We start from the raw sequence: 22660 nt of genomic DNA, 5'->3' as shown, positions 1-22660 counted from the left end.
TCCCTACAAGGGAAGGGGAGCAAGATTCAAAGCCTCTCTCCGCTTCGGGGAGAGGTTTGGAGAGGGGTTTCAAGAATAAGTCGCACATCGCTTTAAGTAATTCGTCACCTAACAATTGTAGAGACGAAATGATTAGCGTCTCTACAATTAACTAATGACAAATGACAAATGACCATTGACTAACAACTAATGACCATTGATTATGATGTCGTGATTATTGGCGGTAGCCTCGCCGGACGCTATGCGGCTTTAGCTGCAACCAAATGGCACGCTAAAGTTGCCCTAGTAGAACCACAAATAAATTACGGATTTATTTATCATCACACTCTCAGCGAAATTGCCAACCGCTTACAGTCTCTCAATCAAGCTGATGGTTTTGGTATTCGTACCAATCATGCGGACATCGCCGAAAAATGCCACATATCCCTCGCGTGGCAAGAGGCAATGCTATATGCTGACACAGTTGCCGCCAACATCCAAGAACTCAATTCTCCAGCCACATTAGCCGCACAAGGCGTTGATGTAATTTTTGGCAAAGGTGAATTTCAACCTTCGCCGCATTTGGCATTTGCTGTTTATCAAAATGATGAAAAATTAACTCAGTCTGCACCTCAACAAATTCTCCGCCTGTTAAGGGGACGCACCTATTTATTAGCCAGTGGTTCTCGTCCCAGAATTCCCAATATTGAAGGTTTACAAAACACTGGTTACATTACCTTAAATAATATTTGGCAATCTCTCAAAAAAAGAACATTGCCCCAAAATTGGGTAATTCTGGGTGGCGTACCTCAAAGTATTGAAATTGCCCAAACTTTAGCCCGGTTGGGTTGTACTGTGACATTAGTCATTAAACATCCTTATATTCTGCCAAATATTGACCCAGAAATTGCCCAACTGATACAGGCACAATTAGAAGTTGATGGTGTACATATTTTGACGCAAACAGTCGTCACCCAAGTCAGACAAATTGATGATAAAAAATGGGTACAAGCTGGAGATAAAGCAATTGAAACTGATGAAATTTTAGTAGCCACAGCACAACAACCAAATTTTGCATCTTTCAATTTAGCAGCCGTTGGCGTGAAATGGTATCAGCATCGTTTATTAGTCAACAATAAACTGCAAACCACCAACAACCGGATTTATGCTTGTGGTGATGTCATTGGTGGTTATGACTTTATCAACGTTGCTAATTATGAAGCCAGAATCGCCCTGAATAATGCCCTATTTTTCCCTAGATTAGAGGTGAATTATCAACACATACCTTGGGGAATATTTACCCAGCCAATGTTAGCGCAAGTTGGTTTAAATCAAACCCAAGCTATCAGGCAATTTCGCCCCGATAAATTTTTAGTTTTACGACAATATTTTAAATCTTTAGCAGCAGCCCAAATTAACAGCGAAATTACAGGTATTTGTCAATTAATTGTCCTACGTAATGGCGAAATTTTAGGTGCAACTATCTTAGGTCAAAATGCCGGAGAGTTAATGAATTTAATTACATTAGCTATCAACCAAAAAATTAAAGTCAAAAATTTAGCTGACTTAGCACCTATTTATCCCAATTTTTCCGAAATTCTCACCCAAACTGCCCAAGAATATCAGCAAAGATTAAATAACCATCCAGATGTGCGAGATAGATTGGAAGGCTTCTTCCATTTCCGCCGCAATTGGAATTTGTAATAAGAGGCAGGAGGCACTCAGGCAAAGCTGGAGAAGTCAAAATTAAAAAACTAAAAATCAGATTCCTATATTTCTTGTCCGTATTCCGCGAGTGGTGCAAACGCTGTTAGTGTGTTGGTGCGCCTGGGTGATTTGATGAGCGTCGAGCGATCGCTTGTGAAATACTGGAATAAATGAAGCGTTGATTCATGATGGGGGAATTACTGGCGATCGCTTTATAACATCAGCTAATTATGGTAATCTCTGTCTTTCTGCAATTCTTTCTTCGTTATTCATTTGCAATAAATGAACAGTAGTACGTCCTACATCCGTCAATCCCACAATAGTTAGTTCTGAAAAACTGAAATGTTCAGACCACTGTTGAGTACGAGGATTAAATAAAAAACTGAAAGCACCTGTTTGTGGATCAAAAGAGCCTAAATCAGTACCTTTGTGACGATTACAACGCCAGCAAGTAAGTGCTAAATTGTCTGCATCTGTTTTACCACCATGCTTTTCAGCAATAATATGATCGATTTCATGGGGGAAGAACACTACTTTAGTCGGTAGCAAGCAATACTCACACTTGTGATTAGCTCGTTCTTCGACTAAACGACGCAGCGCAACTGGAATATAACTTAAACTCACGATTGACTGTCTAAATAAGCTAAATTACCCGTTTTAATCATGATCATCAAATGCTCAATCTTCTCGTACTCATCTAGTTCTTTTAATTCCACAGGTGTGAGTTCCCCAGCCTTAGAGCGTGTTACCAAAGTACGTAATCGCTCTTGCATTTGTGGTGTTGGTTGAAATTGGGCAATTTGTTCGGGTGTGGGATTGCTGGCTAGAAAGTCCAGAATATATCGATAAATTTCTGCGGGGATTACTGGTTGTTGCAAACTTAAAGCCAGTAGCTCCGGTAAGCGATCGCCAACTTGTGCTAGCTGTTGAGATAATTCTTCTGATACTTCTAGGGTAATTTTTGGCATATAGCAGTTGGCTGATTAGTTTGGACTAGAATCTTTAAAATTAATGTTAGCAATCAAATTACTAACCCATGCTTGAGATGAAGTAGTTTCTTTTACAAAACGATTTGGTTTGGCTTTTTGGTAATCAAATTTGTACTCAGCCAAAAGTTCATCATTATAGTTTCCTGATTCTCCAACAGTTTTTTTACTCATAATTTGTCGAATTTGACATACTGTATCGTGGCTTGAACTTCAAATATTCGCAAACCAATCTGTATCAACTTCAACAGACTCAATCATTATTATCTTTACACCAAGCCCTAATTCTTTCAATCTTTGAACTAATTGTTCACCATCTATCAAATCAATTGGGGGTGCGCCATCTCGCGTAGCTTCTTTAATAGCATCTCTAGTAAATGTTCCAGTTGTAATAAATAATCCTTTATCAGTACGGCCTTGCATTGCTCCTCGAAAATCTCTAATTTGACTTGCTGTAACTGAGCCTTGATAACGCTTACACTGGAAGAGAACATGAAAGCTCAAAAAACCACTAAGACGGGCAATACCTACACCATCAATACCACCGTCACCAGATTTACCCGTAACTTGCACTTGTATAAATCCTGATTCACGTAATAATCGCTGTACTAAGCGTTCAAACGCATTAGGAGACAAAGACAACAATGTTTTATGAAGTTGTTCATGCCATGCAACTTCTTCTAAGGGTGTTGTAGGCACAAGTGATTCATCGGTGGATTCTGTTGGTGTCTGCTTGATTTTTTCGGCTTCACGAACAGCTTTTACAATTTCTTTAGCATCCAACTCATCTATATTTATAGACGTTGATACTAATGACCATATTCCCCGTGCTGAGTTTTCTATGAGTCCATATTTCTTTAAGTAAGTACGGCTCCAAGCTAGTCTATACTCAACTTCACTTTGTGAAGTACTGCCATGAGGTATTTCAAGAACTTTATCAGGCAAGTTCAAAATTTGAACAACTTGGTCGTATATCTCTTCAGTTGTACCAGAGCCACCTAGAATTTTTAGAGCTTTAATAGCAGGCAAAAGCATTATATCAAATGTAGGCATTGATGAGGAGGAACGCTTCATTTAGGAAGTACTGAGTTACTCTAAAATTTACTTTTGTGTAGTTATGCAAAAATCAACTAATTACTATGAAATATGAAATCAAATAAGTAAAAATATAGCGTTTCCTTATCATGTTAAGCACAAATTTATCTGCGTTCATCTGCGTTCATCCTCTTCAATCGGCGGTTAAATTTATATAGCTAATTCTCATACCACGTATACACATAAGGACACCACACTGTTTGGGATTAATTGTGATTCTTTGCAATAAATCTGGCAATTAATTAAGACTCCACAAACAATTATTTTCAGTGTGGTGTACATTCACTTAAACTGTCAAAGCTTGCCGCGCTTCTATTGGTTCACCAGTCAAGCTAAAAGCACGAACTTCGGTGATTTTAACTTTCACCAATTGCCCTTTTAGCTCATTAATATCACCTGTAAAAAATGTCAGACGATTACCACCTGTGCGTCCCATGACTTGAGTTTTATCTTTGGGGTTTTGGTCTTCGACTAATACTTCTTCGATGCGACCAAAATAACGCTGCGATCGCTCGGCTGCTTTAATTGCCACTAAATGATTTAATCTTTGTAGGCGATCGCTTTTTACTTCTTCACTCAGTTGATTTTCCCACAATGCCGCAGGTGTTCCGGGGCGCGGTGAATAGGCGGCTGTATTTAATTGGTCAAACCCAATATCTTCCACCAATTTCAAAGTATTCTCAAACTGTGCCTCTGTCTCACCAGGGAAACCAACAATTGCATCCGCACTAATTGACGCATCCGGCATATACTTGCGAATTGTATCAATGATGCGGCGATATTTTTCGTGAGTGTAACCCCGTGACATCGCTTTTAAGACATCGTTATCCCCAGACTGAAACGGAATATGGAAGTGTTCGCACACCTTGGGTAACTCTGCACAAGCTTTGATTAATCTTTCCGTAAAATAACGGGGGTGACTGGTAGCAAATCTTAACCGTTCTACTCCCGGCACATCATGGACGTAATAAAGTAAATCTGTGAAGGTGTGCAGATGTCGTCCTTCTGATGTTGAGCCGGGTAAATCTCGACCGTAAGCGTCAATATTTTGACCAAGCAAAGTTACTTCCTTGTAACCTTGTCTGCCTAATTCTTCCATTTCGGCGCGGATGGCTTCGGGGGTGCGGGACTGTTCTACACCACGCACGTTGGGAACTACGCAATAAGTACAGCGTTCATTACAACCGTAAATCACATTCACCCAGGCGGTAACTTTGCTGTCCCGGCGCGGCTGGGTGATATCTTCCATAATATGCACTGGTTCAGTGGCGACAACTTGATTACCGCCAAACACTGATTCCAGCAAATCTTTCAGGCGGTTGGCGTGTTGTGGCCCCATCACTAAATCTAATTCTGGGACGCGGCGTAGCAGTGCTTCGCCTTCTTGTTGAGCGACGCAACCAGCAACGACTAAGGTTAAATCTGGTTGTTCGTGCTTACGCTTGGCTTGTCTGCCGAGGTAAGAATATACCTTTTGTTCAGCGTTGTCTCGAATGGTGCAGGTGTTGTAGAGAATTACATCTGCATTATTGGGATCTTCGGAAAACTCAAAGCCCATGTCTTCTAAAATGCCAGCCATGCGCTCTGAGTCGGCTTTATTCATTTGGCAACCGAAGGTAGTAATGTGATAGTGGCGTTTAGAAGTGGTCATGGGAATTGTGCTTAATTAGCGTGATTAAATATGCTTGGTTTGTATCTCACGCGATGTACAACTTATTCTTGAAACCCCTCTCCAAACCTCTCCCCTGCAAGGAGAGAGGCTTTGAATATTGCTCCCCTTCCCTTGTAGGGAAGGGGTTGGGGGTTAGGTTTGAGAGAAAGTTGCACACGGCGTTATCTCTATTCTATTAAAGTATAGAAAAGACTAACTGATGGAGGAGGCGATCGCTTTATATGGTTCAAGAAGCATCGGACATCAGCCACATTGTTATTGAAGACAACACCCCTGTGGATAACTTTCCCTCGGATCAGAAAAGTTTTATACACTTGTTGGTATCATCCCATAAGTTCCAAAAGATTTATTGTAGCTGCTAATGTGGGAGTTTTCTATAGTATCGGTTTACCGCCCTTAGTCCCAGATGTCTGCTAAATTGATGCTCTAGTAAAAAACTCTCGGAAATCCTCATCTTGTTGACTTAACTGCACCCAGTCAAGGTTTAAAGAGATAAATTTTTGTGACAAGCGATCGCAAGCTGGACGTTCTGTGGCGTAATGACCTGCATCAACTAAGATTAAACCGCGATCGCGGCTTTCTTGAAACTGATGAAATTTGCAGTCAGAAGTTAAATAAACCTGCGCCCCAGTTTTCACCACCGCCGAAATAAAACTCGCGCCAGAACCACCCAAAACAGCCACCCGTGAAATTTGCTGTTGTAAATCAGCCGTGGGGGAAAAAATCAAATCAGGGGGAGAAAGGCGCTGTTGAATAATGGCGAGTAACTCTTGGAATGTGAGTGATTTTTCCAGTTCACCAACTCTTCCATAACCAAAACCAGAGACAGCCGGTACTATAGGCGAGACTTGTTGAAGTTCTAAAATTTGAGCCAAGACATCGGCCGTTCCGTCTGGTACTTGGTCAAAATTCGTATGGGCAGTATATATCCCAATATTGTGGATGAAAGCTAATCGTACCATTTCGGATATTGCCTCACCACGGCGAAAAGATTTGGGAGGGGTGAAAATTAACGGATGATGGGCAAAAATCAGATTAGCACGATGGGCGATCGCTTCCTCCATCACTGCCAAAGTCGGAGTTAAACACACTAACACCCGCGCCGACTCTTGCAAAACCCCAGGCTCAACTTGCCAACCACAATTATCCCAACTTTCACACCAAGCCGGATTCGCCCATTCTTCAAACCAACTAATTAAATCAACAATTTTCATAATTCAGTAAATAGATATTTTAGATTTAAAAAACAGAAAATATTTTACCTCCTGCCTCCGGTTGGTGAGCGTACTTGTACTGAGCGCAGTCGAAGTAGCCGAACCACTGCCTTCTTCATCGCCTTTGCGGTTGAATATTCAACTGTAATGCTAACTGCTGACGTATTTCCTGAAAAGGCTGATTCCAGACAGGCTGACTATGCCAATTCCAAGCTGTGACAGGGATAAGTCCTTCACTCGCAAGATAAGTTAACAATCGATATTCATCTTCTGGTTCGCGGGAAAACGGAAAAGGATTCCGAAAACCAGTAGCACACAACTGATAATATGTCGGTTGATCGTGATTAATCCGATGAATTAATTCTTGACCTTTAGTCAGCAAATAATCTAAAAAAAACAAACTAAAAGGTTCTATATGGGCGCGATTTTGTGGGTCTTTTTGTACCCATCTTGCCCAGTCAAAACCATACATAAAATCGTGAACATAACAAAAGCGAATTTCTTGATGAATCCCAAATAACTTGCTAAGAGCAACCATTTTGTCAGTAAACATCTTTAAAAAACCAATAGCCTCATCTGCCACTGCTAAGGCTTGCCGCAAAATACTACTGACCATAAAATCGCAGTCCCAAAAAATATTGCCGGGAAAGTTTTCTAATTGAGCTTCTAAAATACATTCCAATGTACTTTGCAAATTCGATATCAGTCTAATGTCTGTAGTTTCTTCCTCAATTAAACTTTCTAATTCCGTAAAGCTAGTAATAAGCTGTTTTTGGGGATTGAGTGATAAAAGATTAACCGAATTTTGCCACAGAAATTCATCAATAATTTGAAAGTTATAAGTAAAAGGTAAGTCTTGCTTCATACAGATTTAACTAGCCTCAGCAAGTGGTACATTTAATTTTATGAGCTTCTGTATCAAAATGCCTAAAATTATTAATCAAATATAAACAAATATTAACATTTGTTTTGATACAAAAAAAGCCGCGTTTTAGCGGACTATTTTAAGATGTTTTTTGAAAAAAACACATCTACTCTCTGCTGTCGTGAGTAGTTTATCAATCAAATAAGATGGCTATATGTGTTGCGACTCTCAACCCAGTTTAAAAATAGGAATAAACACTCATCAGCAATACTTTAATTAGCCAGAAATGTGTACAACTAACTCCCGTGTATGGCTGCGATGACGGTGTTCCCAAACATAAATTCCCTGCCAAGTCCCTAATACTAAATGACCGCGATTAATAGGTATATGTTCCGAAGTGTGAGTCAACGCAGAACGGATATGTGCTGGCATATCATCAGTCCCTTCCGCATCGTGAATGTATCCCCCCGATTCTGGGACTAGCTTGGACATAAAGTTAGCTAAATCTACCAACACATCAGGATCAGCGTTTTCTTGGATGACTAAACTAGCGGAAGTGTGGCGTAAAAATAAAGTGCAGAGTCCAGTTTCCACGCCCGACTCAGCAACTATAGATTCGATTTTGGTGGTAATATTGTGAAAAGATTTACCAGTAGTAGAAACTCTCAGTAGCTTTTGGTAGTGAACCATTTGTAAATTCATTGACTATTCATTAATAATATAGACTTTCTTAGGCAATTAGCTGCTAAGTTCAGCCACAATTTAGCTATATTATTGAATGAATGCTCATGAGCAATAAGCATATTTTGTTAGTGAGTGCTTGGGGGCGATCGCTCACCCAAAATTTAGAGAGTTGAGTTTTATCGAGTAGGCAGTTCAAAATCAAGAATGTGAGTAAATTTTCAATGTCTATTATGATAAATTATCAATATTTCATTTATATAAATTTACAATATTTTTGGTGAAACTTACACAAGAATTATAGCCGCCTTGGTGCTTTCGGGCATTATCTAGAGACTGAACTTTTTGGAATTGACAGCAGCAGTTTTTCTACCTTAGCAAGTAAAGGAAATCATTCCAATGGCACATTTGTTTGAGGCCTTTAAGATTCGGGAAATCACCTTTCGTAACCGTATTGTCGTTTCACCCATGTGTCAATACTCTAGTACAGATGGGTTTGCAAATGATTGGCACTTAGTACATTTAGCCTCTCGCGCCGTTGGTGGTGCAGGTTTAGTATTCACAGAAGCAGCAGCAATCGAACCCCGTGGGCGAATTAGTCCACAAGACTTGGGTATATGGTCAGATGAACACATAGAAGGTTTAGCCAAAGTTGTCGAATTAATTCATAACTTTGGTTCCATAGCAGGAATTCAACTCGCCCATGCAGGGAGAAAAGCCAGCACAGCCAAACCCAGTCGCGGCGGTAAAGCCTTAGATGAATCCCAAGAAGGTTGGCGGCCTGTAGTTTCCAGTAGTGCGATCGCCTTTAGTAAAGATAGTCCAGTTCCCGAAGCCTTGAGTATTGAGGGGATTCAACAAATTATTCAAGCTTTTGTCGCCGCAACTCAACGTTCCCTACAAGCCGGCTTCAAAGTCATCGAAATTCACGCAGCCCACGGCTACCTACTCCATCAATTTCTCTCACCCTTAGCAAATCAGCGTCAAGATGAATATGGCGGCAGTTTTGAAAATCGCACACGCTTATTATTAGAAGTAGTCACATCTGTGCGCCAAATCTTACCAGAAACCTATCCTTTATTGGTGCGAATCTCCGCCACCGATTGGATAGATAAAGGATGGAACATAGAACAAAGCGTTACCTTAAGCGATAAACTCAAATCCTTGGGCGTAGATTTAATAGACTGTTCCTCTGGGGGAATTATCCCTGGCATCAATATTCCCGTCAAACCTGGTTATCAAACTCAATTTGCTGAACGCATCCGCCAGGAAGCCAAAATCCCGACAGGCGCAGTCGGCTTGATTACCTCTCCCGAACAAGCCGACCAAATTATTCGCACCGAAGTAGCAGACTTAGTTTTATTGGGGCGCGAATTACTCCGCAATCCTTACTGGCCACATCTAGCAGCCAAAAAACTAGGCTACGAAAAACTCTGGCCAGTACAATACGATCGCGCCTGGACATAATATTACAATGCCGGAACATGATCGCCTGTTCAAAGAACTACTTTCGACTTTTTTCATCGAATTCCTAGAGTTATTTCTACCACAACTTGCCAGCACAATTGATCCAAACTCCATCCGTTTTCTACCCCAAGAATATTTTGCTGACCTCACCGCAGGCGAAGATAAAATCATTGACTTGCTGGTTGAAGTCAAGCAAGCTGGAAAAGAAGTGGGCTTTTTGGTACATATCGAAAGCCAAGCTTACAGCGAGCGAGAATTCACTCGTCGTATGTTTTTCTACTTTGCACGGCTGTATCAAAAATATTTGCAACCCATCTATCCAATAGTCCTGTTTTCCTTTGATCAACCCTATCGGGAAGAACCCCATTGTCATACAGTGGAGTTTCCCGACTTGAAGGTATTAGAATTTAACTTCACAGCCATTCAATTGAATCGATTAAACTGGCGTGATTATCTCAATCAACCCAATCCAGTAGCCGCAGCCTTAATGTCAAAAATGCGGATTGCACCATCAGACAGACCAAAAGTGAAAGTCGAATGTTTGCGACTGTTGGCTACCCTAAAGTTAGATCCCGCCCGCACCCGCTTAATATCCGGCTTTGTTGATACCTATTTACAACTAAACCAGCAAGAAGAGCAAGTGTTTCAGGAAGAGATTGGTAGACTGGAAGTGAATCAGCAGGAGGATGTGATGGAAATTGTCACCAGTTGGATGAGACAGGGTATTGAACAAGGTATTGAACAGGGAGCCAACAGAGAAGCCCGATCGCTCGTTTTGCGGTTGTTGAGCCATAAACTGGGAGAATTGCCCCAGGAAGTGCGATCGCAAATCGATGTTTTATCCCTAACTCAACTGGAATCTTTAGGAGAAGCTTTGTTAGACTTTTCCAGCCTGCTTGATTTAACCAATTGGTTAGCCCAAAATTGACTTGAACGAGGAAAAAGTGTGCCTGCTGCTGATAATTGGAGAATATTCAATACTCAGCACTCATAACTCAGCACTCAGCACTTTAAAAAGGAGCTGACAATAACAACATGGATGTGTAAAGTAGTTGAGGACTATTTACTTTCCCAACTTTCAAGCATCCATCTATGGATAGAAAAACAAAACGTCTGCTGCTGCTTGTAGCTTCCTGTAGTATTGCTGGTGTCATTTTAGGTGGTACTAGCAGCTGGGCAGAGAGTCATTTTTGTTTACGCGCTAGTCAAGTTACGAGTGAATGCTTGACCCAAAACCCCGTTGAAAGAACTATACAAGGAATGAGTACAGGTCTAATCGCCGGGGCTGGGGCAGCTTTCGGTGTAGCATGGAATATCAAGCAAGAAGACTAAAATTGATAGTTGCGATCGCGTACCCAAAGACTCACAGGTACAGCGTTACCCTGTGGGTCTACTTTGACTTTCACAACGATAGAACGTGATTGTCCGTCTCTGGTTTGCCGTACAGCTTGGGTAACATCCCGATTTAGCTGTTGTCGTGTTTCATCTGGCACATTATAGTTTTCCACACCATACTGCACATAACCATCTTGATACACACCTTTGAGGGCTGCTTGATTGCTAGGTAAGGATCTAGGTGGATTAGTCGTTACCCGCACTGGTCGCCAAGCCCTCGGCACACCCTGACTAAAGAAAGGCTGTTCCTGTAAAATGACATACAAGTTAGTTCCTTCTAGTAATTCTCCATCCCGGCCGCGATTTCGCCGCAGTAATTCTTGCCAACCTGATAGCCTTCTGAGTGTAGAAATCCGCGAGATATTGTAGTCTAGCTCTAAAGAATTACCTTGTAAGACATTTCGTGAATTCACAGGTACAGTTTGCAAAATTACCTCTCTACCTGTGAGGGTAGTGTACATCGATAAAAAAGGTACCGCGAAAATAATTGCAGCTTGAACAGCCAAAGGAAGCACCAACCTTCCTACAGGTAAAGGCTTATTAGCTTTTTGGTCTGTAGCTAACAAATAATCACGAAACGTCAGTTTCTCAGAAAATTCCGCTTCGGGCGACCATGATTTATTCTTAGTAGATTCCGACTTACTAGATTCTGACTTTTTAGTAGATTCCGAAGATTCATTTTTCATTGGCGTAGTCCTACTATTAGGGAGAGAGAATATTAGGAGTTACGCAGAGAAACAAGGGGTTAGTACAACAAGGCAAAAGGAAAAAGGCAAAAGCTAGGTGTAGGTTGGGTGGAGTAACGGAACCCAACATTCACGCATACTTTGTTGGGTTACGCTATCGCTACACCCAACCTACTTTCTCTGCGTTCATCTGCGGTTAATTTTTGTTCACGCAGAGAAAAAATTAGGAAGATTTGGCATTACCGGAAGACTTAGAGTTAGAACCTACACGGCGTTCAAACCACAGTCCAGCACTAATCAACGCGGAACCACACATGACAAACACCAGTGACTTGAGTAGTAGTTCTGTATCATACTCCAGCACACGACTAATCACTTGCAGAGTTAACAACAGCATACCGCCCCAAAACGATCGCCTGTCGTTAAACTTCAAGCCTTCCCGAATTAGTCCCCAAGCCAAAACTGTGAACAACACATTAAAAGCAAAAACCCCCAAATCATCGATAGGGTTAATCGCTTGATGCCAGAAAGGTACAATAGCTGTGAAGCCTAAAAAAGTCACAATCAAAGGTAGATTGAAGACTGCTTCCCGACGAATGGGGTTGTTGCGCTGGCGGACTAAAAACAACCATTGCAGTACCGCCAAGCCACTGAGGATTCCCAAGTCAATGATTGGGCGATTCATGAATATATTCATGTTATTCGTTGACGAAGAGAAATTGTAGCCGGAAGTTTGCCACAGCCAACGAAACGACAGGATATAAAAAGCTAGACCAAAAGCAATTAACGCTAAATCACGGGCTAAAGATTGAAATAGTCTGTAATTAATTGTCGGGAATAGCAGGTCATCATAGCTCCAGAATAATGCCGGTGGTAGTGTAAACGCAAAAGAGGCGACCCAAGGCGCAGCATCCGACAGATTTGACAGTGGTAAGGGGTCGAGATTCAATTGTAAAGAACTGGCAAAAATAAAAGCAGCGATCGCAAAAATCCACCGCGAACGGCAAAAATAAGCTAAGGGGACAAACAACACCCACGACAGCAAAGGCATGTGTCTGATAACCAGTGTTGCCCAATTCCAATCATTTGCCGAATAACGCAAGTCTCCAATACCCGTCCAATACCCAATTTGGATGAGGACAATTCCCAAAATTCCCAGGGAATTTAACGACAGACTGTAAGCCATCACCAAAACGCCAAAACCCCAGGCGAAAAACAGTTCAGGCGTTGAACCGTTAATATTGAACACATCAGCCATCAAGGCGATAGTTGCACCAAACACCATCGCTGCTAAAATCAGCAACCCTTCACCCAAGAGGCGTTGACTACGTTTTGGTTTTTTGCCTTCCGGGATACCAATGGCGGCTTGTCGCCAAGTGTAAAAACCAGTGATGGTAGTAGCCATAAACAAACTCATCATAATGATGAATTTGACATCCCGCGACCATCCCAGCCAGTTAGCCGCCACAAAAGTGATAATCCCCAATGTTAGTAGGATACTACCAGTCATGACCGCAGTCATCATCGAGCGATCGCGTGCCGCAGCTTCTAAATTATTAAATTGATAACGGTCTGCTAGTTGTTGGTATTGCGAAGCACTAATGAGTCCTTCATCTCGCCATAATTGTGATTCTCGGCGTAACTTCCTCTGAAAATTATCCAATATCATGACCATCTCCAAAGCAACGAGGTAGTTTCACGGTCAAACTCTAGATTTTGGATGTTCTATTCACCCCAAAAATACAGCAGAGGGCAGATAGTATCAGGATTTACGCAGATTCTGTGATGTATTAGCATTCTTACCCGAAGCCCAGTCCTCTTCGGAAAGCCAGCCACTTTGCGTCTACGATAAATTAAGCTAAAGAGCGATTTTTGCCTAACTCCCGACCAACAAAGGTTAATGGGTCAGCATAGCGGTTATTGTATTTTCAGTATGCAGCCAAGGCATTGCATAGCATTGTTCTTGTGTAACAGTTTTACTAGGATTAAAAATACGTATAATCATTCACATAAATAATGGAAAAGCCTTCCAACTTATTACTCAAACTCGCACGGCGTTTATTTGAAAGTCTAGAAGAACAGGAAAAATTTATCGCAGCCTTAGTTAATCCCCACGCTTTTGCACCGTCTATTCTTTGGTGTCAGCCAAAACCAGAAACATCGCCCTTTGCAGTAGAAACACCTTTAACTTGGCAACCACAATTTATAGACAGGTTAGCTTTAGGAGAAAAACCCGGTCAACATCCCCTACATAATCAAGGATATTTCTATTGCTTAGATTTTTCTTCTGTATTTTCAGCTTCAATTTTGTTAGCAATTACGCAGCCAATCCCTACAGTTTTTGATATGTGTGCTGCTCCCGGCGGTAAAAGCGTGTTTGCGTGGAAAGCTTTGCAACCAAAATTATTGATTAGTAACGAAGTCATTGGTAAACGTTTAGGTATGTTAATTTCTAACTTAAAACGTTGCCAAATTCACCCTGCAATTGTAGTGAATCGAGATTCAAGTATTTTTGCTGAAAGTATCCCCGCATCTAGTAATTTAGTAGTTGTTGATGCACCTTGTACAGGACAATCATTACTAGCCAAAGGTGAAAAAGCCCCTGGATGTTTTCACCCCACAGCAATTAATAAAAGTGCCAATCGCCAAAAAAGAATTATTGCAAACTCTGCTCAAATAGTCGCGCCTCAAGGATATCTTGCTTATATGACCTGCACCTATTCTCCAGAAGAAAATGAGCAGGTTTGTGAATGGTTTTTATCCCGCTTTCCCCAGTTTCAACCAGTCAAGGTGAACCATTTACAAGTGTATCAATCGCACCTCACAAATATTCCTTGTTACCGCATATTTCCGCAGAGTAGATTGGGTGCTGGTGCGTTTGCTGTGTTGTTTCAAAATACTGCTGAGGGTGAAAGTCAAGAGTTAGATGAAAGTGCTTTATCTGCGGTGTGGATGAATAGTCAGAATGGAGTAGAAAATAGTACACTTGCATCGAGTTAAAATGTGAGTAAAATCTACAGTTAGCAAAGTTGGGATTGAGTTGAGAGTAGCTTATATGATGAATTTACAAGAAATTATTAACTCCATTAATAGTTTGCCCAGAGAAGAACAAGAATATTTATTTGAATTTCTCCGTAAAAAGAAGGCAGAATCTAAAGGGGATAATTTTTGGCAAGGATTACAAAAATTTAGGAAAATAATTCAAAGTGATGAAATTATGTTTAATGATGAGGATTTCGCTAATTTACGCGATTATAGCCTGGGAAGAGAAATTGATTTATGAGCTTGAGGTTCTTACTTGATACTAATATTCTCTCAGAGCCAGCACGTTCTATTCCGAATGTCAATGTTTTACAAAAACTAGAAACTCATAAGTCTGAAGTTGCTGTTTCTAGTATTGTCATTCATGAACTTTTGTATGGTTGTTTGCGGTTGCCGGAATCTAAACGGCGAGACTCACTTTGGAATTATATTTATGAATCAGTATTAAGTTTACCAGTCTTGGATTATGATTTGATGGCAGCACAGTGGCACGCCCAAGAAAGAGCTAGACTATCTCAAATTGGCAAAACTCCTGCTTTTGTAGATGGTCAAATTGCAAGTATCGCTGCCAATAATAATTTAATTTTAGTAACTAATAATGTTTCTGATTTTGAGGTGTTTAATAATTTAACGATTGAAAATTGGTTTATCAATCTTGGTCAATAATAAAGAAACTAATTATCCTTCGCTGGAAAACAAATCTGGGATAAATTGTTTATCCCTTTCTTTTCGTACTTGATAAATGATTTGGTCAATATCTGGGTCAAAATGTTGACCATTACGCCTTTTTTGGATAGCTTGAGCATTAGCTAAAATTTTTGGGCGGAGATTTTGCCAATGAGATTGATGGGTTAATTTTTGGTTTAATAATTCTCGTTCTTCAGGAGACAAAGCTTTGATGGCATTAGCTAAAGATTCAACAAGCTGAATGTTCATAAATTTCTGTACTACATTACTAAGACTAGCTGTTGATTAAAATTTTTGCTGATGCTTAACTAACATTATATGACAATACAGTTCAGGTATTAACCTAATTTAATATTTGTTATCCAAGCTATATAAGGTATTGAACCTAGATAAAGACCTGTAAATACTAATCTATATCTAAAACTAGATAGCTGTTTCTTTTGTAAGTAAAATAATGTTAATAAAATTGTGCCAATTGCTGTTGTAGATACACCAAACAACCAAGCATTATTCACAACATACCATAAATTATTGAATACAGACACAATGACTGTGATAAATGACATAGTGACACCACAACTCAAAACAAATGGAAAATCTTTGTGTTTTATATTAGTTTCTTGACTTTTTCTTTTTAAACATAAAGAATTACATATCTCTTGAATTTTTGATAACTCTCCTGTTTCAATCAATAGAGTATCGTGTAATATTATGTTGGCTTCTAGTTTAATTAAATAACCCTGTTGATTTTCTAAATTTATTTTTCCAGAAAACGCGTGTCCTAAAAAGTTAAGAACTCGTTTGTCTTTTTCCTTGCGAAAAGCAATACAACTAGATTTATCTCCATCTTCCAAAATTTCAAATTGAAATCCAAGGTTGTTTAATTTATTGGAGATGTTGGTTATACAGGATTTTAAGCTATTAGCTTTAATTTCATTTTGGCTATAAGCGGAGGGTTCAATCAACCAAAATTTTGTAGGTACTTTACCTTCCTTAACTGTAACTAAAGCTATCACTACAATTAGTTGAATTGGGATGCTTAGAAAAGGAAGCAAGGTATATATAAAGAAATTGTATGCAAAAGTAACTTTTGCGATTTTAAGGGAATAAATACACCAAGGAGAAATAAGAACAAGTAAAAGGCTTATTCTCCAGTACAGAATCTCGATTTCACGATCAGACATAGTTTTAGATACTTCAAAAACTGCTAGTTTATAATTCCCAAAAATTGCAGTAGTTGAGCTACTAAGCCTTGGTGTAATAATCCTTTTTTCTTTATGACACCAAAATACTAAATAAAAAATGGGTAAGACACAGCTAATCACAAATGTCTAACCCACTAGTAAAGTTATTAATTATGCTTGAGTAAGTCAAATTTAACTCAAACCTGCAATTAACTCGCTTTGCGCTTGTTCCAAAGCTGCTGGCAATTTACTGTCATCGCGTCCGCCGGCTTGGGCGAGGTTTGGTCTACCGCCGCCACCGCCGCCGCAGATTTTAGCGATCGCACCGACAAATTTTCCGGCTTGCAAACCTTTCTTGTTTACCTCTGGGCTGAAGGCTGCAACTATGCTGACTTTACCAGCTTCGGGAACGGAACCGAGTACGACTGCACCGTTACCGATTTTTTGTAGTAAGCGTTCCGCCGCAGTTTTCAAGGATTCGGGGTCAACGCCTTCGAGTTGGGCAACAATGATTTTATGGTCGCCTACTGTTTGGGCTGTTTCTAGCAAGCTGTCAGATTTGGCGATCGCTAGTTGTCCTTTTAGCGTTTCTAATTGCTTTTCAGCGTTTCGCAGTTCAGTTTGTAGTGTTGTGATTCTGTCTGGTAGTTCTTCGGGTTTAACTTTAAAGCGATCGCTTAAATCTTTGACTACTTTATCCCGTACATTTAAGTAATCTAAAATCGCCGGGCCAGAAACTGCTTCAATCCGCCGTACCCCAGACGCAACACCCGCTTCAGAGATAATCTTGAATACGCCAATCTCCGCAGTATTACTTACGTGCGTACCTCCGCACAATTCCATAGACACACTAGGGAAATCAATCACGCGGACTTCATCTCCGTATTTTTCCCCAAACATGGCAACAGCACCTCTAGCTTTGGCTTCGGCTAAGGGTAATACTTCGATTTTGGCGGAGTGTGCCTCAGAAATCCAAGTGTTCACCTGTTCTTCAACTTGCTGGACTTCTTCAGCAGTTAAAGCGCGGGGACAGTTGAAGTCAAAGCGCAATCTGTCGAAGGAAACGAGTGAACCAGCTTGGGATATACCTTCATCTACAATTTTCTTTAACGCTGCTTGCAGTAAGTGGGTGGCGGTGTGGTTTGCTTGGGCGCGACGACGACAAGCAGCATCAATTTGGGCGGTAACTGTATCGCCAACCCGCAGCGTTCCCCGTTCGATGCGTCCGAAGTGAACGAAGAAATCAGATTCTTTCTTCACATCTTCCACACGCACCACAATACCATCGCCAGAGATATAACCGCGATCGCCTATTTGTCCCCCAGATTCCGCATAAAATGGGGTTTGGTTGAGGAGGATTTGCACTTCTGTTCCGGCTTCAGCAGCTTCTTCGGCGACACCATTGACTAGCAATACTTCCACTTTCGCCGTCGTCGCAGCTTGGGTATAACCTAAAAATTCTGTGGCGTGGATATGTTCTGCGAGTTTGTCGAGGGAACCTTGTACAGTTAAATCAATGGTTTCGTGAGCATCTCTACCACGTCCCTTTTGAATCTCCATTTCCGCCTCAAATCCCTCAACATCAACAGTGAGGTTATTTTCTTCAGCGATTTCTTGAGTTAGTTCTAGGGGAAAGCCGTAGGTATCGTAGAGTTTAAAAGCATTTTTCCCACTAATTTCTGTTTGCCCTTTTTGTTTGAGTTCTTGGATAATATCTTCGAGAAGCTTTTCGCCTCTATCAAGGGTTTTGAGGAAATTGGTTTCTTCCCGTTCTAATTCTGCTTTGATTGCTGCTTCCCGTTGGCGGATATTGGGATAAGCAGATTCAGCCAGGGCGATCGCAGTTTCCGCAATTTGGGTGATAAAATTCCCAGAAATGCCCAGTAATCGACCGTGACGCACCACCCGCCGAATTAATCGCCGCAGCACATAACCCCGTCCCACATTCGAGGCGCGAATTTCATCAGCAATCATGTGAACTACTGCGCGTACATGATCCCCAATGACTTTTAAAGAGACTTTGATTTTCTCATCGCTTGTATGATAATCAATGCCAGCAATTTGGGCGGCGGTTTTAATAATCGGGAAAATTAAATCTGTTTCGTAGTTATTCGGTACTTTTTGGAGAATTTGCGCCATTCTCTCCAAACCCATACCAGTATCGATATTCTTATTTTGCAGTGGCGTTAAATTCCCGGACGCATCCCGGTTGTATTGCATGAATACCAAGTTATAGAACTCGATAAACCGCGTATCATCTTCTAAATCAATATTATCGTCGCCGCGTTCGGGGTGGAAGTCGTAATAAATTTCCGAACAAGGGCCGCAAGGGCCAGTGGGGCCAGAAGCCCAAAAGTTATCATCTGCACCCATCCGTTTAATTCTGGCTTCGGTTACACCAATTTTGTCACGCCAGATATTAAATGCTTCGTCATCTTCTTCAAAAACGCTGACGACGAGGTTTTGGGGAGAAAAGCCAAAAACTTGTGTGGAAATTTCCCAACCCCAGGCGATCGCTTGTTCTTTAAAATAATCACCAAAGCTGAAGTTACCCAACATCTCAAAAAACGTGTGATGGCGTTTGGTGCGTCCGACGTTTTCGATATCGTTGGTACGAATACACTTTTGTGATGTGGTTGCTCTTTTAAATTCGGATGTGCGCTGTCCCAGGAATATCGGCTTAAATGGTAACATCCCCGCGATTGTCAGCAGCACGGTTGGATCTTCTGGTACTAGGGAAGCACTCGGCAGAATTTGGTGTTCCCGTTGGGCGTAGAAGTCAAGAAATAAAGTGCGAATTTCGTTACCACTGCGGTACTGGGGATTAGAAGACATGGATAGAAAACAAAAAAGAATGATTAGGGACTGGGGCTAGGGACTGGGGACTAGAGGCTAGAGACTAGTAATTTTATAAATAAATCAGTACTTTTCAGCTAGACACTAATGCAAATAGAAATTATAAACATCATTCTAGCCTCTAACCTCTAGACTCTAACCCCTAACCTCTAGCCTTATTTTTGCATTCTGTTTTCCGTTACTGCTAGTAATTATTACTGAGAGAGATATCTGGCCAGCGATCGCCTATGCCTATATACGTAATTTTACTACCCCACCTTAGCTAGATGTATGCGATCCCAATGCAAAAATAAAATTTATTTATAAAAGAAATATTAAACTTTCTCAAAAGAGGCAAATAATGGCACTAAAACTAAAAGTTTCCAACATTTCTTGTGCAGGATGTGCTGACAAAATTACTGAATCTATCCATGTAATGGAACCTGATGCTCTGGTAGATGTGAATGTAGAAGATAAAACTGTCACCGTAGAATCTGCCGCTTCGGAAGAGTCAATCAAACAGGTGATTGTTGCGTCTGGTTACGACATTGAAGGTTATTGATTTCTTCATAAAGGGTTTACAAAATTTTTAGATTAGTTGATGCTAAACCTACAGCACAATTAAAGATTTTTAGGGGCTAATGAACTTTAGCCCCTATATAATTCAATATCAAAATATGCTCCCCATCTAGATTTGATAACTAAATCCTCTACTTGACTCCTTTGTAGTCTGCTATCAAAATTCTCACTCTCGTAGATTCACTTATTCATTAAATAATACCTATCTCAAAAGCCTAGTTAAAATCCTCTAACAACTCAGCTTGATTGAGGTGGTAATCCTTGCCCTGATGAACCCACATAGCATTTCTCATATTTATGAAGCATCTCGGTTTTTACGTATAAAAGCAAAAATTTATATTTTTTTAAGCATTTAATTTATATAAATAAAATCCAGCAATCCCAAACATAAAATTTCCTATTTTATTGTGTTTGCACTTGCAAATAACTAACACCTGGAAACTACAGTGATTATATTAAAAACAAATATAATTTCCGTATTTACACTGTTTTAAAAAAAAAGGTCAAAGACGGAAAGTAATTATCATAACTGTAAACCTCAGTAGTTTTATTCAGGGTCATGTATTAAGATGATATTAAAATTATCCAGGCATAGTTAATTTAAGGTTATGACTATCAAGTATAGGGAAATATATCGATAATAAAAATACGGATAGTTTCTCTATTGTAAAAAATAGTAGGATTTTTTAGCTCGAAATAAGGCAGATACAAAAAAATGAATATTTCAATTCTGGTCTTTGGAAGTGAGAAATTCGTCGCCAAACTTCCCGATCAGATACTGGATACAACCGCTTTTACTTTAGAAGTGATAGCTGATTTTCATCAGGCAATTTCTCAACTAGAAAATGAACCACCTGATGTCATATTTATCCAGGCAAGTTTGGATAAAAGTATAGAACTATGCAGTTGGTTAAAAAACCAGAACCAGCTATCTTGGTTGTATTGTATTCTTTTCGAGGATCGTTCCTATCAGTTAGCTGCCAAAAGTGAGCAGGATTTGTGTTGGGAATGGGAAATGACCGCTACTGCACTTAGACAAGGCGCAGATGCTTATATTTGGCAACTCACAGATGAGATAATTGGCAAAAATCCTGCCAGTATAACAACCCATCATCAGGTAATACTAGCTCAAGTGGGTGTTGGTTTACGGAAAGCTCAAAAATACCGGGAACTGATGCGGACAAATGATTTATTATCTGCGATCGCACTAGCAGATTCACTCACGGAAATTAGTAATCGTCGGGCGATGGAATGGGATTTACCTCGACAAGTCAAAAAAGCCCGGACTCAAAGTAATCCTTTGAGTTTGATTATTCTAGATATCGACTATTTTAAAAAAGTTAACGATACTTACGGGCATTTAGTGGGCGATCGCCTTTTACAATTATTAGCCTCTCGCCTACGGCACAACCTCCGCTCTAAAGATACACCATTCCGTTACGGTGGGGAGGAATTTGTAATTGTGCTGACTAACACCACTGGCGAAGAAGCCGTCATCGTCGCTGAACGCTTAAATCGTATCGTTGCAGAACAACCATTTGCTATTAGTAAGGAATTAACCATTCCCATTACAATTAGCTTAGGCGTTGCTAGTCTGCAAGCAGATGACGATGATAAAGGTTATAGCTTGCTTCATCGCGCTGACCAATGCTTGCTAAATGCCAAAGCTTTAGGACGAAATCGAGTTGTGAGTTGGGAATATGCTGATTTCTCCAATCTCAAGGTTATGTCTTCGTGAATAGGTGAGAGCTTACAGGTTACAGAGTTACGATGTCTGAATCAACGCGACTACTGCTGTAACTTTTAAGGGCTAGATGAGATATTTTTGGATAGTGGCGATCGCATCTAAAGCAGAATCCGCAAGATAAACATTATCCTCAGATAGTTTCTGCTGTCTGTGTCGTCTAACAAGATAACTGATGTTGTGCAACTACTTACCATTTTTCAGCCCAATAAACAATTTCTGAGGCTGTACTATCAATAGCTACGCCGTAACTATCACCGTGATTCCACCTAAATCCCGCAGTACCTTTATCCTTCGCATTCAACACTAAAATTTCATAAGAAGGCGGAAAAGATTCTCTCTCAGCATCACCAGTATAAAAAAAGGTAGTGGGAACACCATTAGGAAGGTTAGAGTGGACATTTGTATCGCCACCTAAGTATTGATGCTTGGCTAGTTTTCGGTATTTTGCTAATAATTGTTGAATTTGGGCGGGAGATTGTTTTTCTCGCACTTGGAAAAAAGTACTAGCTTGGGCAACCCCTGGAGAATAGGCAATTCGCACATCTGGAGAATCGGCGGAAATTGTGCGGGGAAAATGCTGAATTTCGGCGGGACTTGCCCAAAGTTGATTGCGGATTTCACTGTAACGGTCTGCATTAGTAATAATGCTTGATTCAGTAGTACTACTGAAAGCCCTTCGGATTAAAAAACTGCCGCCCACAATCCCTAAACTACCAAGGGAAAGGAAAACTATCATGGCCGCTTTAGCAAGGTGCGATCGCTGCATTGCGTTGGGTGCTGCTAAACTTTATCTGCATATACCCAACAAATAAACTATATTCGTAAGATTGCGGAGCTAA

General features: G+C 40.5%; 23 protein-coding genes. 9 read left to right on the top strand and 14 right to left on the bottom strand.

Translation table 11 applies throughout. The annotated features are described in order from the left end of the window. The first annotated feature begins 189 nt into the window (after window positions 1-189). Entirely contained in the window at window positions 190-1683 is a 1494-nt protein-coding gene (locus tag H6G77_RS02160; protein ID WP_190870702.1) for an NAD(P)/FAD-dependent oxidoreductase, read from the top strand. A gap of 231 nt (window positions 1684-1914) precedes the next feature. On the opposite strand, the gene H6G77_RS02155 is transcribed toward H6G77_RS02160, so the two are convergent. The 8 genes from H6G77_RS02155 to H6G77_RS02120 all read right to left on the bottom strand — a co-directional run bounded on the left by H6G77_RS02155 (window position 1915) and on the right by H6G77_RS02120 (window position 8208). Next, entirely contained in the window at window positions 1915-2310 is a 396-nt protein-coding gene (locus H6G77_RS02155) for an HNH endonuclease (RefSeq protein WP_190668616.1), read from the bottom strand. Continuing rightward, window positions 2307-2654 carry a hypothetical protein gene (locus H6G77_RS02150; RefSeq protein ID WP_190870701.1) on the bottom strand — a complete coding sequence of 116 codons (348 nt, stop codon included), beginning with the start codon at window positions 2652-2654 and terminating at the stop codon, window positions 2307-2309. The genes H6G77_RS02155 and H6G77_RS02150 overlap by 4 nt, the downstream gene beginning before the upstream one ends. 15 nt (window positions 2655-2669) lie before the next feature. Beyond that, on the bottom strand, window positions 2670-2846 hold the full coding sequence (locus H6G77_RS02145; protein WP_190668622.1) for a hypothetical protein: 177 nt from the start codon (window positions 2844-2846) through the stop codon (window positions 2670-2672). A 39-nt stretch (window positions 2847-2885) separates the two neighbouring features. Beyond that, window positions 2886-3725 carry a restriction endonuclease gene (locus H6G77_RS02140; RefSeq protein WP_199331340.1) on the bottom strand — a complete coding sequence of 280 codons (840 nt, stop codon included), beginning with the start codon at window positions 3723-3725 and terminating at the stop codon, window positions 2886-2888. A 328-nt stretch (window positions 3726-4053) separates the two neighbouring features. Continuing rightward, the gene (gene miaB / locus H6G77_RS02135) at window positions 4054-5418 is read right to left on the bottom strand and encodes a tRNA (N6-isopentenyl adenosine(37)-C2)-methylthiotransferase MiaB (protein WP_190870700.1); all 1365 of its coding nucleotides are present in this window, start codon (window positions 5416-5418) and stop codon (window positions 4054-4056) included. A 434-nt stretch (window positions 5419-5852) separates the two neighbouring features. Beyond that, a complete protein-coding gene (locus tag H6G77_RS02130; protein ID WP_190870699.1) occupies window positions 5853-6653 on the bottom strand; it encodes a Nif3-like dinuclear metal center hexameric protein in 801 nt (266 codons plus the stop codon). Window positions 6654-6768: 115 nt separating this feature from the next. Further along, window positions 6769-7518, bottom strand: a complete 750-nt coding sequence (locus H6G77_RS02125; RefSeq protein ID WP_190870698.1) for a hypothetical protein — start codon at window positions 7516-7518, stop codon at window positions 6769-6771. Window positions 7519-7794: 276 nt separating this feature from the next. After that, complete coding sequence (locus tag H6G77_RS02120; RefSeq protein WP_190588318.1) at window positions 7795-8208, bottom strand: secondary thiamine-phosphate synthase enzyme YjbQ; 414 nt, start codon at window positions 8206-8208, stop codon at window positions 7795-7797. A 390-nt stretch (window positions 8209-8598) separates the two neighbouring features. Between H6G77_RS02120 and namA the strand changes: the two genes are divergently transcribed. The 3 genes from namA (at window position 8599) to H6G77_RS02105 (ending at window position 10998) form a co-directional block, all read left to right on the top strand. Beyond that, window positions 8599-9666 carry an NADPH dehydrogenase NamA gene (namA, locus tag H6G77_RS02115; RefSeq protein ID WP_190588061.1) on the top strand — a complete coding sequence of 356 codons (1068 nt, stop codon included), beginning with the start codon at window positions 8599-8601 and terminating at the stop codon, window positions 9664-9666. A gap of 7 nt (window positions 9667-9673) precedes the next feature. Beyond that, window positions 9674-10594 carry a DUF4351 domain-containing protein gene (locus tag H6G77_RS02110; RefSeq protein ID WP_190870697.1) on the top strand — a complete coding sequence of 307 codons (921 nt, stop codon included), beginning with the start codon at window positions 9674-9676 and terminating at the stop codon, window positions 10592-10594. A 164-nt stretch (window positions 10595-10758) separates the two neighbouring features. Further along, entirely contained in the window at window positions 10759-10998 is a 240-nt protein-coding gene (locus H6G77_RS02105; RefSeq protein ID WP_190870696.1) for a hypothetical protein, read from the top strand. Here the strand turns inward: H6G77_RS02105 and H6G77_RS02100 are convergent. Both H6G77_RS02100 and H6G77_RS02095 read right to left on the bottom strand, forming a co-directional pair. Further along, complete coding sequence (locus tag H6G77_RS02100; RefSeq protein WP_190870695.1) at window positions 10995-11747, bottom strand: GDYXXLXY domain-containing protein; 753 nt, start codon at window positions 11745-11747, stop codon at window positions 10995-10997. The genes H6G77_RS02105 and H6G77_RS02100 overlap by 4 nt on opposite strands. Window positions 11748-11970: 223 nt before the next feature. Then, the gene (locus H6G77_RS02095; protein ID WP_190870694.1) at window positions 11971-13416 is read right to left on the bottom strand and encodes a DUF2157 domain-containing protein; all 1446 of its coding nucleotides are present in this window, start codon (window positions 13414-13416) and stop codon (window positions 11971-11973) included. A gap of 347 nt (window positions 13417-13763) precedes the next feature. On the opposite strand from H6G77_RS02095, the gene H6G77_RS02090 reads away from it, so the two are divergent. The 3 genes from H6G77_RS02090 to H6G77_RS02080 are packed head-to-tail and all read left to right on the top strand — an operon-like array spanning window position 13764 to window position 15455. Further along, window positions 13764-14747: an RsmB/NOP family class I SAM-dependent RNA methyltransferase gene (locus H6G77_RS02090; RefSeq protein ID WP_190870693.1), complete on the top strand. Its 984-nt coding sequence runs from the start codon at window positions 13764-13766 to the stop codon at window positions 14745-14747. Between the two features lie 55 nt (window positions 14748-14802). Continuing rightward, a complete protein-coding gene (locus H6G77_RS02085) occupies window positions 14803-15030 on the top strand; it encodes a hypothetical protein (RefSeq protein ID WP_190870692.1) in 228 nt (75 codons plus the stop codon). Continuing rightward, window positions 15027-15455 (top strand): type II toxin-antitoxin system VapC family toxin, encoded by a 429-nt coding sequence (locus H6G77_RS02080; RefSeq protein WP_190870691.1) that lies wholly within the window; start codon window positions 15027-15029, stop codon window positions 15453-15455. Before H6G77_RS02085 ends, H6G77_RS02080 begins: the two co-directional genes overlap by 4 nt. 12 nt (window positions 15456-15467) lie before the next feature. On the opposite strand, the gene H6G77_RS02075 is transcribed toward H6G77_RS02080, so the two are convergent. The 3 genes from H6G77_RS02075 to alaS all read right to left on the bottom strand — a co-directional run bounded on the left by H6G77_RS02075 (window position 15468) and on the right by alaS (window position 19495). Next, a complete protein-coding gene (locus tag H6G77_RS02075; RefSeq protein WP_190870690.1) occupies window positions 15468-15725 on the bottom strand; it encodes a hypothetical protein in 258 nt (85 codons plus the stop codon). Window positions 15726-15814: 89 nt separating this feature from the next. After that, a complete protein-coding gene (locus H6G77_RS02070) occupies window positions 15815-16660 on the bottom strand; it encodes a hypothetical protein (RefSeq protein ID WP_190870689.1) in 846 nt (281 codons plus the stop codon). Window positions 16661-16852: 192 nt separating this feature from the next. Further along, a complete protein-coding gene (gene alaS, locus H6G77_RS02065) occupies window positions 16853-19495 on the bottom strand; it encodes an alanine--tRNA ligase (protein ID WP_190870688.1) in 2643 nt (880 codons plus the stop codon). A 361-nt stretch (window positions 19496-19856) separates the two neighbouring features. On the opposite strand from alaS, the gene H6G77_RS02060 reads away from it, so the two are divergent. Both H6G77_RS02060 and H6G77_RS02055 read left to right on the top strand, forming a co-directional pair. Next, window positions 19857-20057, top strand: a complete 201-nt coding sequence (locus H6G77_RS02060) for a heavy-metal-associated domain-containing protein (RefSeq protein WP_190588051.1) — start codon at window positions 19857-19859, stop codon at window positions 20055-20057. Between the two features lie 732 nt (window positions 20058-20789). Next, window positions 20790-21812, top strand: coding sequence for a diguanylate cyclase (locus tag H6G77_RS02055; protein ID WP_190588050.1), 1023 nt, complete (start codon window positions 20790-20792; stop codon window positions 21810-21812). 196 nt (window positions 21813-22008) lie between these two features. Here H6G77_RS02055 and H6G77_RS02050 read toward each other — a convergent pair whose 3' ends face one another. Further along, on the bottom strand, window positions 22009-22587 hold the full coding sequence (locus H6G77_RS02050; protein WP_190870687.1) for a hypothetical protein: 579 nt from the start codon (window positions 22585-22587) through the stop codon (window positions 22009-22011). Between the last annotated feature and the right edge of the window lie 73 nt (window positions 22588-22660).

The sequence above is a fragment of the Aulosira sp. FACHB-615 genome, from assembly GCF_014698045.1.
In the GTDB taxonomy this organism is placed as follows: domain Bacteria; phylum Cyanobacteriota; class Cyanobacteriia; order Cyanobacteriales; family Nostocaceae; genus Nostoc_B.
Note: the sequence above shows the minus strand (reverse complement) of the source record. Positions and strands in the feature narration are given on the sequence as shown.